The sequence below is a fragment of the Vibrio tapetis subsp. tapetis genome, assembly GCF_900233005.1.
GTDB classification, from domain to species: Bacteria; Pseudomonadota; Gammaproteobacteria; order Enterobacterales; family Vibrionaceae; genus Vibrio; species Vibrio tapetis.
This window is the reverse complement of record NZ_LT960612.1, coordinates 1,234,474-1,248,736: the sequence shown is the minus strand read 5'-3', so window position 1 is coordinate 1,248,736 and position 14,263 is coordinate 1,234,474. Positions and strand designations below refer to the sequence as shown.

Sequence of the window (14,263 nt, the reverse complement as noted above, 5' to 3'; positions counted from 1 at the left end):
TGGATCCTGTAAGCATGAAAAATGATTGTATTTTGTCAGTGGAAGGCCTTGAAACAACCTTTACAACGGATGATGGTGATATCACCGTTCTCAATGAGGTTTCTTTTGATGTCTCTAAGGGAAAAACCATTGGTATTGTTGGTGAGTCTGGGTGTGGTAAAAGTGTGACCGCCGCATCCATCATGGGGCTACTCCCTCATCCATACGGAAAAATAACGGCGGGCTCAATTCTTTACAAGGGCAAAGATCTTGTACAAATGCCAGCAGAAGCACTGTACCAAACTCGTGGTAATGAAATCTCGATGATTTTCCAAGATCCTATGACGGCGTTAAACCCTGTTCATACTATCGGGAAACAACTTTGCGAGGTGTATGAACTGCACAAACCTGACCTATCGCGCAAACAGCAAAAACAGGCAGCGATAGAGATGTTAAAACAAGTCGGCATTCCTGCCGCCGAACAAAGAATCAATAACTACCCTCACGAGCTATCAGGAGGCATGCGTCAACGTGTGATGATCGCGATCGCACTAGCTTGCAACCCTGATGTCTTGATTGCCGATGAACCAACAACCGCATTAGACGTTACGGTGCAGGCTCAAATACTCGATTTGATGAGCGAGATGCAAGACAAGAGCAACATGGCCATTGTGTTGATCACTCATGATATGGGGGTCGTCGCTCAAAGTTGTGACGAAGTGGTGGTTATGTACGCAGGTAATGTCGTTGAAAAAGCCGACGTCTATACCTTATTTGATTCTCCACGCCACCCATATACGCAAGGACTACTTCAGTCAATTCCAAGAATGGATGGCGAACCAAAATCACAACTTGGCACCATTCCGGGTTCAGTACCCAGCTTGCACGAGATGCCATCTGGCTGCCGATTTCGAAGCCGGTGCCAATACCAAATGCCGCAATGTGCCACCCGAATACCGAAACTGATGTCTATTGGTCATCATCACTCCGTCAGCTGCTTTCTTATGTCAGAGGAAGGAAACGTAAATGGCTAACACTCTCTTAGAAGTACGCAATCTCAAACAACATTATTTGATTCGCAAAGGGCTATTTAGCGACAATGTTTATACCTACGCGGTTGACGGTGTTTCATTCACCGTCAAAGCAGGGGAAACACTCGGGCTGGTTGGCGAATCAGGGTGCGGAAAAAGTTCACTTGGCCGCTCACTGCTTAAACTCAATGAGCCGACCTCAGGGCAGATCATTTACGACGGCCAAGACATCACCCATTTTACCGCTAGGCAAATGGTTTCGTTGCGTAAAGAAATTCAAATCATTTTCCAAGACCCGATGGAAAGCCTCAATAGCCGCCATACCATTGGGCGGATTTTGCAAGAGCCCTTCGACATTCATAAAATAGGGACCCAAGTAGAGCGAACTCAAAAGGTCAAAGAATTGCTCATTAAAGTTGGGTTACCAGAATCAGCGGCAGAGCGATACCCTCATGAATTCTCTGGAGGGCAACGTCAACGCATTGGGATCGCTCGTGCTATTGCGTTGAACCCGAAACTCATCGTCTGCGACGAAGCCGTATCAGCGCTCGATGTTTCCGTCCAATCACAAATCATCAATCTTCTTCTTGATCTGCAGGCGACGATGAACCTCGCGTTAGTATTCATTGCTCATGATTTATCCGTTGTGAGGCACATCTCTGACAATATAGCGGTCATGTACCTTGGCCGCATTGTTGAAATGAGTGATACCGACTCGCTTTTTGCCCGCCCGCAGCATCCTTACACCCAAGCGTTGATCTCTGCCATCCCATTACCCGATCCGCGATCGAGAAAAAAACGAGAGCCGCTTAAAGGCGATGTACCCTCTCCTATCTCTCCTCCCAAAGGATGTCATTTTGAATCAAGATGCCATTCTGCGACAGAGCAGTGCAAAACCGACTACCCTCAGTTAAAGCACGTCGACAACCATCATTATGTCGCATGCCACAGAATTGAAACGACTTAATAGCCTGAAACTAAAACAATAAAAAACCAGACATCAAGTCTGGTTTTTTATTGTTCTTTTTAAGCTTCAATCCGCGCGATTTGCGACCGAACTTGAGACAAGAAATCGTTGGGAAGCGTTCGTATTCCCTCTGAGAACCGTAACGTTTCGTGTGGTGTGACAAACAATAAAACGTTACACAGAGCGCCTTCACCATCGTCATCTTTCTTCATGTTCTCCGTATGATATTTAAGCACCTCTTGAGTGAGCATCTTATTCAAGGCATCAAGTTGAGATTCTTTGAGATTCATACGCGAAAACCCCACTCGAACACAGTTAGGGTTTTCCAGTGCTTGCGCTTTAAGGATATCTTTGTACTTCAGGCTCAATTTCGAGTCTTCAGAAAAGCGGTAATACAAGGGGCCATTGAGCTGCGTTTTATTGTCATCCGTTAGCTTGACTAATCCAAGCAACTCAAGCGCTCTGAAGTACGCGTACGTCGATGCCTCGTCCAAACCGTATTTCTTTTTCATGTGGTCATGACTGTCGCGATGCCTAATATGCCTAAGTTCTCGATAGAAATCATACAAGTGAGGAAACTGAAAAAAGATCTCATCTTGAGTGTTATTAAAAAAACTCTCATTGTCATGCTGAAGCTTGACGGCCAATTTTTGCAGTTCTTCTAATGTGGTGTCTATCTCACGGCAATAATCGAGTAACCTCTCCAACGTAATATTGGGGCTATATAGATGACGCTTAAACGTTGAAAGAGGCACACCTACTTCATCTGCGAGATCGCGATAAGTCCGCCCTTTTGTTTTAATCACACTTCTAAGTGCTGCTAATAGATATTCTGAATTTGCCGCTCGCATCCTGCTGAACTCCTACATCCTGTTCTGCGAATTATTACATTTGTATATAAGTTATAATTTTTGGCAACCTATTTCTAATCATTTACCTCTACTTGCTCACAAGATCGTCACATCTTTCTCTGATACAGGGCTAGATTTATGTCGAGAAGTGAACACGAATCACCGATATCAATTATCACTATCATTTATTTTGTTGCGCCTTAACACTCAGAATTTTATAAAGCATGAATCTTAGGTTATTGTTAGCCGTAGATTAAAAAGATCCTGCACGGAATCTGCGGGCTTAAGGCGTACTTCATGGATGAATACTTAAATAAAATCAAACAGCTTGAAGCGGAAAATAAACGATTAAAACAAGAAAACGCCCGCTTACAAGAGAAACTCAGCGTGACACTAGATGGCACTGGCCTTTGTCTATGGGAGCAGCATGTCCCTAGTGGTTCATTGACCATATTCAACGTTGAGTGGGGTAAGATGCTTGGCTATCAGGCGAATGAACTAAGTGCAACGGTCGACATGTGGAAAAGCAAATTACACCCTGAAGATTATGACTTTACCGTGAGAGCATTTGAAGACCATATCAATGGCAAAACCGATTTCTATCAAATCATGCACCGAATGATCCACAAAGACGGAACAGACAGCTGGGTATCAGACCGTGGCCGCGTTGTGGAATATGACGACAATGGGCTGCCACTTCGCATGATGGGTACACATACCGACATTACGCAAGAAAAGCGCTACGAAATCCAACTCGCAACCTTAGCAAACAGTGATCCTCTTACTGGCTTATTAAACAGAAAAGCCATGTTAGAGAGCTATCAAAACCACTTAGCAACACACCGCGATAGTGGCTCTGCGTTGATATTCATTGATGTAGATAACTTCAAAGCCGTCAATGACGAGCTCGGACACAAAGCCGGAGACGACCTACTGCTCGAGATTGCAGCTTGGCTCAAAAATAATGCGATGGAAAACTGCAGAATTGGCAGACTAGGTGGAGACGAATTCGTCATACTCTGTAGCTACTCGCACCGTACTGAGCTAATGAAGTTGTGTCACCGACTCCTCTCATTTTCAGCCGTATCACTCCAACATTCGCAAGCTACATTGACCTTAGGATTTAGTATCGGTATATGCTTGTTTACAGGTAATCAACATCGCTTTGAAGACGTCTACCAGCGTGCCGATTCAGCCATGTATCAAGTAAAGAAAAATGGAAAAAATAGTATCGCGGTGGTCAATATTGATGACGATTGCGCTACGCTTTGTCACGCTGCTCGCTAAGTCATAGGATTGCAGCGGTCATCCCATCGATAACCTATCTATCCAGGCCGTTGGCACTACGCACCTAGCAAAGCAAACGCCTTGGTTTTTTCGCATGGTTTCGCGTAATAATAACCCTGAATATAAATATTACTCTTTTTAAGCGCTTTAATAATCTCAACTTGTCTAATGTTTTCAACGCCTTCAATCACGACAAGTCGACCAAAGTGCGCACACAATTCAAGCACTTGAAACAGTGTTTGCTTCTTATGCGAGTCTATTTCGATATCATCGACATAACGCTTATCAATTTTAACGGTGGAAACAAAATGTAAGTTCAACGCATCTAAATTTGCATAGCCGCTGCCAAAATCATCTAGAGAAAACCTAAAACCCAAACTGGTCAACGACTCAACTACGGCTTTTAACTGATCACTGTAGATCAGTTGATTGTTTTCAGTAATCTCAAATATCAACCGTTCACGCAATGGTTCGCAGGTTAGTGTTAAAGCCAGAACATCTGAGACAAAATTAGGCGCGCATAGATCATTAGTCGAAATATTTACAGATACTGGGGGTATCAGCTGGTTTCTCGATAAACGAGCTTTAAGATCGCCAATGACATTTTTCAATACGATAAAGGTAAATTGATAATGCAGGTGCTCATGTTGCTCTAATACAGGGACAAAATCAGCAGGTCCAATGTTCAGCTCATTGTTCCAGCGTACCAGCGCTTCGTAGGCAGAAGGCTTTTCATCACTTAAAGCATCATAAATTGGTTGGTAAACCACATGAAAACTCTGCTCTTCATAGCAAATTGATCGATAGAGCTCTCGAGTTAAGTATTTTTCCTTCATTGCAGAGCAATAGCTTTCTTCTTGGTGAATGTACAACCCTTCAACAGTGCTCAGCGCTTTTTTCATCCCAAAGGAGAGTCGGCGTTCCATCTTATCGAGATCGGCCAATACCGATTTACTCGACATATACAGGGATGAAATCGCGTAATCCATTGCGACCAAGCCTCCATCAAACACTAATTCATTAGGTAATCGTTCAATGAGTTTCTTTTGTTTTTCTTTTACATCTTTACTATCGAGTGGTTTATAAACAGCGAATGCAACAACCAAATATTCATCACTATACACTTTCAAAAAAGTCGGGCAGACACTTTGGTTTATCTCTTTATACAGTTTCTGGCGAAGCTTATCTTTTCGTGTCAAACGGTATAATGACTGCTCAGATCGCCCAATCTTAACTAAAGAAAGGTGGTAATACACGGTCATTTTCCTAGCTTCAATTTGCTTCATTAGGGAAGAAAAATACTCGAAACCAAAGATATCTTTTTTTAACGATTGAAAATATTCTTCACTATTTAACACTTGCCCATATCGAAAGTCAGTACTTCTATTCTCACTGTGTTTAAGCGAGCCTATTGATAGTTTTAAATAGGCAATAACAAACACACATAGAAACATCGCTAACACAACGGTTAGAAATACCATCTTGGTTTACCTTTATTAGTTTGTCTTACGAAGGCAGAAAAGCTTATACATACACTTGAGTAATCAAAGTGTATGTGACTGTATCTGCAAGAAAAACAGCACACTACCACCTACTAACCGGAGAGCCAAGAACAAAATACTAACCCGAACCCCGCATAGAGCAAAAACTCAACAATAAGTCATTAATATAAATAGCATTTAACTCATTTTCAATAAAAATAGAACAAAATATTATTTTACTACGCTTTCTTATTACTCGCATTATGAGCCAAATATAAAACGAAATAATTGATATTAGTTAGCTTTTGCTAATTAATGTAGGTTAGTATTTTAAATAAGATATTGCTAATTAAGTAATATTAAAAAGACGACATTAAGAATGCACTATGAATAATAAATCAAAGAGCACAAGCTTGTTATCGCTTGTGCTCTTTTTAAGTTCTAACAAATATCGGTCACGAAACTAAAGCTTGAATCGAGATAGTTCTTGTTTCAAATCACTTGCCAAATGACTCAGTTGGTCAGCCTGAGAAACTGCATCTGTCGCATCTAGCGCCATCACATCGCTGACTTCACGAACCGACTCTGTGTTTGCGTTTATTTCTGCCGTCACTAATGACTGCTCTTCTGCCGCAGAGGCTATTTGGGTAGCCATATCGCTGATCATCTGAATCGCTTCGCGGATTTGAGCCAAGCTTTCTCCTGCCATATCAACATCGTGTACGCTTGTTTTCGCCATATCATGGCTTTGTGTCATCACTTTGACAGCGCCGTTGGTTGCTTGTTGCAAGCGTTTTATCTTGTCTTCAATCTCTTCTGTTGAAGCATGAGTACGTTGAGAAAGCACTCGAACTTCATCGGCAACTACCGCAAAGCCGCGGCCTTGTTCACCCGCCCTTGCAGCTTCGATTGCCGCATTAAGCGCAAGCAAGTTAGTTTGCTCGGCTATTTCGCGAATAGTTGCCAAGATAGAAGCAATTTGTTGGCCATGCTCTTCCAACTCACTGATGATAGAAACAGCGCTAGTAAGTTCAGTTGCTAACTCGTTAATGGATGATTGGCTCTTAGCCATCTGCTGGAAACCTTGTTCACTCAATTCCACAGAGTGAGTCGCACTTTTCGCTGTGTTGTCCGCATTAGACGCAATTTCAGACGTCGCTGTCGCCATTTCAGTCACAGCAGTCGCTACCATAGCGATTTCATCTTGCTGTCTACTGACACTTTCACTGCGTTTTAATGCGCTACTGTTGGCTTGATCAGCACCGTTGTTCATTGCCGTTGAAACTTGAGTGACGTTTTCCATCATTCCATGGAGTCGGTCTACAAACACATTAAACTTATCGGCAAGTTGCCCTACTTCATCTTTACTCGACACTTGAAGACGCTGTGTTAAATCACCATCCCCTTCCGCAATATCAGCCAGTGCTTCACTCACTCGGCCAAGTTCAACTAATTGACGAGCCACAAACCACGACGTAGCCGCCGCCATAACGATCAATACAATCAAACCTGTTGTTATCTGACTGACCAGCATATCGAACAACGGTTGTTCTAACACCTCTTTGTCCATTTCAATCACAAGGAGCCAATCAGTCCCTTTAATGGGTTCTGCCATGATGACGCGTTCAGCACCATCAACTTGAGTGAAGATTGTCTTGAGGTTTTGTGCGGCACTATTTAAACCAGAGACGCTCAGCTCAGGTGCAATCTCGTTGACTTGCTTAAGAATGAAGTCTTTATTCTTATGAGCAACGACCGTGCCTTGCTTATCAATTAGAATCGCACGCCCATTACCTGGAACCTCAATTGCCAATACATCTTGAATAAGTTTGTCCAACGCTAGATTTGATGCCGCCACACCAATGATCGAACCATTTTCTATGACTGGGTCAGTCAGCGTAACCACCAAGGTTTGCATTGTGACACTTACATAGGGCTTAGTAGTAATGGCACGATTCTCAGCCAATGTTTGTTTATACCAACCTCGCACTCTTGGGTCATAGCCCGGTTTATTAAGTAAAGGATCATGGCGGAACATCTCACCTTCTTTATTCCCGTAATAACTCAGTCCAAACCCACCAGAAACAAGGGTTTGACGTAAATGAGGAACAATATCTATTGAAGGGTTAAGTTGAACTTGCTGTTTAAGTCCGTGTACTGCTTGTTTCTTATCATAGAACCAATCACCAATTCCTTTTGCATGTGCTTGGAGTGTATTACGGCTTTCACTCTCAATCGCCCGCCAGCTGTTATTTTGAAAGGTCTTATAACCCATGAAAAGGAGAATGGCAGATGTAACAGCAATCGCCAAAACTACAGAGAAAACCATTTTTCTCTTTAGACTAAATTGCATATCAAGGACCTCTTATAGAACAGTTAAACAAATATAAAGAGAAATCCTATCACCCATACACATGATTTAATTAGGGTTACTCCTAAAAACCATGAAACAAATTGAGCATTATGCTTAATTGTGACTTTGATTTATTGACGACGACTTGCCGTTAGGCTTAATCAACACATCCCTATCTAGTCACAAAAAATCTCACATCGTGATCTTGATACTATTGATAAAATAGACAGCTCCCAATCTCCATGCTGTAATTCGAATAACACGCTATGTGTTTTCGATTGTAGAGTAAACCATGATTCAATCTGTGATGTTAGAGAATGGCTGTAACCTAGATTTACTTCAGCCTAATGTATCCCATACCCTTGTACGTAACGAAGTCGAACTCGAGTTTCAAGGCATTCACAATGAAGCGATTCCAGAGTCCTATTTAGTCGCCCGCACTTTTTTAGCCTGTGAACATCACGCCAAATTACTTGGCGATGGCTTCCAAATGCTAGCCCAAACGGGCGGTACCTTTGACCAGCTTATCGATATCGGACGCTGCCCAGATAACAACGAAAGCTATCGCATCTACCCGAATGACGCCGCGAAGCGTTTCTACAATTACTTGGTATTCGAGCAGGCAGATGGCTACCATCTATTTGGCTTTACTTCATGCCATCGTTTCGCGGGATACTTCGAAATATCCTCAATCTCAACCGGGTTTGATATTGACGTTTATCTTGATGGTGAAAACAGCCAACCAGGAAACTGGGACACTAACCAACTCGAAAGCTTTTGTGCGCTTCACGGTGAGTCACTGTCTGCACTCTATGCTGAATACTCAACACTTATCAAACAGCGTCACGGGCTGCGTTCCGGCGTGAAGCAGAGTGCGCCAATCGGTTGGTGCTCTTGGTACGCCTACTACGCCGATGTCACCGAAGACAATATCAAGCTCAACGTAGACCAGATGCAAGAGACGCTTGACGATCTAGAATTGGTCTTGCTTGATGATGGCTATCAAGCCTTCATGGGTGATTGGCTCTCCCCTTCTGACAAATTTTCTGGTGGCGTCAAAGAGCTTATCCAAACCATCAAAGATAAAGGAAAAAAGCCCGCCATTTGGATGGCACCGTTTATTGCTCAACCAGAGTCAGAAGTCTTTAAGCAGCACCCCGACTGGTTTGTAAAACACGCTGACGGCTCACTTCTCAAAGCTGAAGATATCACCTACGGAGGTTGGCGCTGCACACCTTGGTATATTTTGGATACGTCTCATCCTGAAGTACAAGCTCACCTTACTCACGTGGTAAAAACCATGAGAGAAGATTGGGGCGTCGAGTTATTTAAATTGGACGCCAATTATTGGGGCACCTTAAAGGGTGTTCGCCATCAACTGGGTGTTACGGGTGTTCAATCTTACCGAATGGGAATGGAAGCGATAGCAAAAGGCGCAGGCGATGCGTGGCTACTCGGCTGCAATGCGCCGATGTGGCCATCACTCGGACTAGTGGATGCGATGCGAGTCTCCGATGATGTCGAGCGTCAACCGCACCGATTTGAGCAGATCGCTAAAGAAACCTTTTATCGCTCTTGGCAGCACCGCCAATTATGGCAAATCGACCCAGATTGCGTCACTCTGACGTCGCTGGCAAACCAAGCCACCGACAGAGCCAGCTATGAATTCCATCGAACCGCTATGCTTGCCTGTGGTGGACTACTGCTGTCTGGCGATCCACTACCAGACATAACTGCGTTTGCCCAAAGTAGCTTTTGTAAGCTCATCACCAGACAAAAACACAATCAACATGCCGCGAAATTTACGTCACTGGCATTGAATCATGCCTTCTTAGCACTGACTGAGCACAATGATCTGCATTGTTTGTTCAACTTCAACCAAGAAAATCAAGAACACACCTTAACGGCCAATCAGCCGGTATTTTGGTACGACTACTGGACAGGAGAAAAGCTCACACCTGAGCCTGTACAAATATACCAAGTTAGCCTCAATGCGGGGTTACAGTCTCGAGCGCTGATCACCGCATCCAAGTAACCAGCAACCTTATCTAAGCCTCGATCGCCTTGAGAAAAGTCTCAAGGCGATGCGCCCACCACACCAGATCGCACAATTTACTATAAGAAGTGGTTACGGGCTTGTTCAACACTCGGGATTTAACGCTGGCTGCGCAGCGCTTAATCCTGATCTGTTATATTCACTCTTACGTCTAAGTGAATAACTGACCGACTGTTTTCATTGGAATGAACATTCTTGCACGACCATTGATTTCGCAAAGAACCTCGAAACCATATTTTGCGTAAAATGACTCTGCTTGTTCGGTAAAACAATCAACAACAATGGCATAAGCTCTCATGTGAGAGTTAATTTCCCAAAGATATTCTAGGGCTTTGATTAAGCTAACTTTACCTAACCCACTGCCATGAAATTCCTTATGAACTGCAAGCTGAGCTAAAAGAAAAACAGGAATTGGATAGCGTGGTAATTTTTTAGCCATTGCTTTTGGCAACGTATCACGGCTAATTGAGCTTGGCGCGATACTATAAAATGAACAAATTGGATATTTTTGATTTGGTAATGGCACTGAAGCAGGTAAAACCATGGTTCGGCTAATACCTGCTTGCATATGTTTAGCGGCTTGAGTTTGGATAAAACCATTTAACTCTTTTTCACCGCAGTCAAATGATGCTCTATCGTGTTGTGATTTATCCAATTCTTTAAAAGCTTTGGAATAACTCACTTAAACTCACCACTTTTAGTAAATGCAGCCGCTTCAAGTAATGCTTTATTCGGAGCCTTAGCCTCGTCACAAGCAATCATGAATTGGTCAAATACATTTGCTTCAACAGTGATGCTTTCATGTTCTGAAATCACCTGAGTTGAATCTTCGTCCATTAAACGAACAACGTATTCAGTTAAGCTTTTTAAACCAAGTAAAGCTGAAGCTTTCTCAGCCTTAGCTTTGATTTCTTCATCCAAACGGATATCAAGTCTTGCAGTCGCCATAAAACCTCCAATCGTACGGAGTAGTTCCGTAATTAACCTGAGTATAAGATTTAAACAATCAAAGTACAACTTGTACGGAACTAATACGGATTGATTTTTTAAGCTCTGTGAATATAACGCCTGCATAACACGTTTACTACTAAGCAATTATACTTAAAATTGACGCCCTAAAACGAGAAAAACCCGACAACCTGAGGATGCCGAGTGTAGTAAATCGTGTTGATGCATTTGTTATACAGCTGCATTTCGTCTGTGCGTTTGAAACTCTGATAAGCTGTAAGCCGTTACTTGTAAAAAAACCATGGATAGCCAATGCATAGCCATTGGATTAATAAAACTAAATAATTCATCAGAATCTACAATCCTGTCACTTTCTATATTAGTAGCCCCCCCATTCAAATTATGAAAAAAACGGTTACGAATATTAATAATAAAGCTGCTCATTTCACAATACTTAACTGAAAGAGTATCAAACTCACTGGTATCTTCATGAATAACTGCATTGCCAACCGTTTCTCTTATAGATTTAAACATCTGTTCACCTACATCTGAATTTGTTGTACTAAATGCAATATCAATAGATGTATCAGAAATACTATCACCTCTGTACAGCATTTGTATAAATGCTTTAAAGAAACCTAGTTCTTTTTTTTCACTATCTCCGACCATTAGTTCTTTTAATTGACCAAAAGACCTTAAAAAGTCCTGCGTTTTAGAGGCGTAGATCAATGGAAATGCATAAGAGATCTTCTCTAAAATACGATAAATATAAATAAAAGCAGATGTATGCGCTCCCCTTTTTGTATGCAAAATAAACTGAGATATTTCCGATAAAATTGCAGCATAAAAAGAGCGGTTTACATATTTAGTATTTTCAATAAATACAGCTATATCAGTAGCTGTTGTATCTTCTGAAAACAGCACTGGAAACTCCCGCTTCCAGTTCCTAAATCGAGTAAAATCCCCAGAGAAATAATTAATACGACTTTTTATTATAGTATTAGAATAAGTATGTGTTAATTCAATATTTCCAGACAATAAGCGTAATATGATTAATATTTCAGGATCTCTACTACCTGATATTTTAAGTTCTTCAGGTAATTGAATGTTAATATTTCTCGGCAAATTATCTGAATAACTAAATGTTACATACCTTGGCATTAAGAAGTAATCTCCATAAATTTTTCAATTAATTCCATCTCATCAAAATCACAGTATCGACCATAATTTTCAATAAAATTTTGAGATAATTCACGTCTAAATTTACCTAAATTTACCTTTGATGGGTTAATAGATTTAAACGCTGCTTCAAATAGTTCAACTGCTACAGAAAACTGCTCAGTTGTTACATTTTCAATAATTTCATGCGAAGATTTGATACCCACAGAAAACCCGATTAAATTATTACCAACCTTTAACCATTTATGAACTGTTGAACTTTCACACAAACGGTCAATTTCACGTATAACTGTTTTAAAGTCGATCTCATCACTTACAGGTTGCTTATCCATTATCCTGCCAACAATAATCTGGTCCATTTTTTCGCCAATAATTTTATTATTGTCGTTATTTACTGTACCAGTTAAAAAAGCTAAGTATGCTTTGGACAAATCACCTAAATCAAATGAGCCTTTTACAACATTTTCCGCACGTTCTTTTTCAGTTTGAACTGAAATATTAACTTCTGAAAAATCAAAAAGTTCTTGAGTTAAAATCTCTATTTGATGCCTTGGAGTCATTGGCTTTTGACCATTATTCAAGGTAATCATTCGATAAAGTAACTTATCTTCGGATGGAGAGATAATTGCATTGATATAGAGAGCTTGCGAACCATCAAACCTTTCATTCTGACTAGCTCTATTTAAAGTGTTTAAACGTTGAATACCATCCAAAACATAACCAGAGTGAATATTATTAGAAATATACTCTGCTATTTCTGATTGCTCTGTAAGACAAAAATCTGGATCAACAAATGCGATTGTAATTGGGGGCATCAAGCAATAATCGAGAATATCCCTTTCTAGGCGCCCATAAAACTTTTTATCTTGTGTTTTTCGCTGTGCTGAGAACCGATCAATTAATGGGAATAAGTTATCAATTGCGTACTGATACGTTACTTTACCTGTAGCAACAACACTATTAATAACACCATCATCAGCTTTATCAAAAATCGTTACACTCAAAATTCACCTCAAGGATCCATATTATATGAGTATAATACTACTCTATAAGGCATTGATTGCAAAATACTAAACCTACAAATATGATTCTGTTAACTATGAAGGGTTCAATAAGCTGTATAACGCTTTATGTACAGATCATCGCCGCCTATTTCACCTAAAATACAACAACATAGTTCTGAAAATATTTTGTAATACTACTCTTCTACCTGCATAAAATCAGTAAGTTATCGAGTCTATTCATACTGCTATCGCCAAAACATTGGATCTTTGCTGTCTAAGTCACGAATCGTTGCAAATCCGCCATTACTGCTTATAAAAACAGCACCTTTTTGTAAGTAATTTCTATTATTAAGCATCAATTCAACCTGAAGGCGGCTGTTTAGTGCAAGAAAAGACGGTTTGAAAATCTGGGAATTAAAGCGACAAGATACAAAAAAGCCCCAGCATTTCTGCTAGGGCTTAATCAAATAATGGAGGCGCCTCCCGGAGTCGAACCGAGGTCCACGGATTTGCAATCCGCTGCATAGCCACTCTGCCAAGGCGCCATTATTCTTTTTGTGCTCATCTTTTATTGCTAATAATGAGCTTAGTTTTACTTCCACTGCTTGAGTAGAAAATAGATGGTGCCCCGGGCCGGACTTGAACCGGCACAGCGCGAACGCCGAGGGATTTTAAATCCCTTGTGTCTACCAATTCCACCACCAGGGCACGCAAACTTGTTGCGATGCTCCTAACCAATGTGTTCTCTATGAGAACGGTTAGACACCATCTTCGATACCGCTTTCGCCATATCTTATAATTTGGAGCGATACATCGGGTTCGAACCGATGACCTCAACCTTGGCAAGGTTGCGCTCTACCAACTGAGCTAGTATCGCCTTGTTCTTAAAGGAGCGTTAACTTCCATATGGGCTTTGCCCTGAGAACGAGATGTACTTTAACGGATTAAGAAAATCCGTCAACAATAAATTTTGCATTTTGATTCAACCGGTTAAATTTACAACCTATTAATTGAAAATTCACCACTTGGCGATCATAAAAAGATCAGGGCAGAAAAACGAAATATGCTTAATGCCAAACTTTGCTTTGAATTGTCTATTCAAGTTGCAGGTTTTAGGCATAATAACC

Annotated in this window: 11 protein-coding genes and 3 tRNA genes; 4 read left to right on the top strand and 10 right to left on the bottom strand. The window is 41.2% G+C overall.

Features of this window, described 5'->3' with window-relative positions; genetic code table 11:
• The first annotated feature begins 14 nt into the window (after nucleotides 1-14).
• Together VTAP4600_RS22605 and VTAP4600_RS22600 are read left to right on the top strand one after the other, a co-directional pair.
• Nucleotides 15-1,013: an ABC transporter ATP-binding protein gene (locus tag VTAP4600_RS22605; protein WP_102525501.1), complete on the top strand. Its 999-nt coding sequence runs from the start codon at nucleotides 15-17 to the stop codon at nucleotides 1,011-1,013.
• Nucleotides 1,006-1,977, top strand: a complete 972-nt coding sequence (locus tag VTAP4600_RS22600; protein WP_102524977.1) for an ABC transporter ATP-binding protein — start codon at nucleotides 1,006-1,008, stop codon at nucleotides 1,975-1,977. The genes VTAP4600_RS22605 and VTAP4600_RS22600 overlap by 8 nt, the downstream gene beginning before the upstream one ends.
• Nucleotides 1,978-2,036: 59 nt before the next feature.
• On the opposite strand, the gene VTAP4600_RS22595 is transcribed toward VTAP4600_RS22600, so the two are convergent.
• Nucleotides 2,037-2,828 carry a helix-turn-helix domain-containing protein gene (locus VTAP4600_RS22595; protein WP_102524976.1) on the bottom strand — a complete coding sequence of 264 codons (792 nt, stop codon included), beginning with the start codon at nucleotides 2,826-2,828 and terminating at the stop codon, nucleotides 2,037-2,039.
• A gap of 297 nt (nucleotides 2,829-3,125) precedes the next feature.
• Between VTAP4600_RS22595 and VTAP4600_RS22590 the strand changes: the two genes are divergently transcribed.
• A complete protein-coding gene (locus VTAP4600_RS22590; protein ID WP_102524975.1) occupies nucleotides 3,126-4,115 on the top strand; it encodes a diguanylate cyclase domain-containing protein in 990 nt (329 codons plus the stop codon).
• Between the two features lie 56 nt (nucleotides 4,116-4,171).
• Here the strand turns inward: VTAP4600_RS22590 and VTAP4600_RS22585 are convergent, their stop codons facing one another.
• Nucleotides 4,172-5,596, bottom strand: coding sequence for an EAL domain-containing protein (locus tag VTAP4600_RS22585; RefSeq protein WP_102524974.1), 1,425 nt, complete (start codon nucleotides 5,594-5,596; stop codon nucleotides 4,172-4,174).
• 463 nt (nucleotides 5,597-6,059) lie between these two features.
• A complete protein-coding gene (locus VTAP4600_RS22580; protein WP_462889672.1) occupies nucleotides 6,060-7,949 on the bottom strand; it encodes a methyl-accepting chemotaxis protein in 1,890 nt (629 codons plus the stop codon).
• Nucleotides 7,950-8,241: 292 nt separating this feature from the next.
• Here VTAP4600_RS22580 and VTAP4600_RS22575 point away from each other — a divergent pair, with 292 nt between their 5' ends.
• A complete protein-coding gene (locus VTAP4600_RS22575; RefSeq protein WP_102524972.1) occupies nucleotides 8,242-9,984 on the top strand; it encodes a glycoside hydrolase family 36 protein in 1,743 nt (580 codons plus the stop codon).
• 172 nt (nucleotides 9,985-10,156) lie between these two features.
• On the opposite strand, the gene VTAP4600_RS22570 is transcribed toward VTAP4600_RS22575, so the two are convergent.
• The 7 genes from VTAP4600_RS22570 to VTAP4600_RS22540 form a co-directional block, all read right to left on the bottom strand.
• Nucleotides 10,157-10,687: a GNAT family N-acetyltransferase gene (locus tag VTAP4600_RS22570; protein WP_102524971.1), complete on the bottom strand. Its 531-nt coding sequence runs from the start codon at nucleotides 10,685-10,687 to the stop codon at nucleotides 10,157-10,159.
• Complete coding sequence (locus VTAP4600_RS22565; protein WP_005423939.1) at nucleotides 10,684-10,953, bottom strand: type II toxin-antitoxin system TacA family antitoxin; 270 nt, start codon at nucleotides 10,951-10,953, stop codon at nucleotides 10,684-10,686. The genes VTAP4600_RS22570 and VTAP4600_RS22565 overlap by 4 nt, the downstream gene beginning before the upstream one ends.
• Nucleotides 10,954-11,184: 231 nt before the next feature.
• On the bottom strand, nucleotides 11,185-12,114 hold the full coding sequence (locus tag VTAP4600_RS22560; protein WP_145958607.1) for a hypothetical protein: 930 nt from the start codon (nucleotides 12,112-12,114) through the stop codon (nucleotides 11,185-11,187).
• Complete coding sequence (locus VTAP4600_RS22555; protein ID WP_197708672.1) at nucleotides 12,114-13,136, bottom strand: hypothetical protein; 1,023 nt, start codon at nucleotides 13,134-13,136, stop codon at nucleotides 12,114-12,116. Before VTAP4600_RS22555 ends, VTAP4600_RS22560 begins: the two co-directional genes overlap by 1 nt.
• A gap of 471 nt (nucleotides 13,137-13,607) precedes the next feature.
• Nucleotides 13,608-13,681: transfer RNA gene (locus VTAP4600_RS22550), tRNA-Cys, on the bottom strand.
• Between the two features lie 76 nt (nucleotides 13,682-13,757).
• Nucleotides 13,758-13,844, bottom strand: a tRNA-Leu gene (locus tag VTAP4600_RS22545).
• A gap of 93 nt (nucleotides 13,845-13,937) precedes the next feature.
• A tRNA-Gly gene (locus VTAP4600_RS22540) sits at nucleotides 13,938-14,013 on the bottom strand.
• Nucleotides 14,014-14,263: the final 250 nt, after the last annotated feature.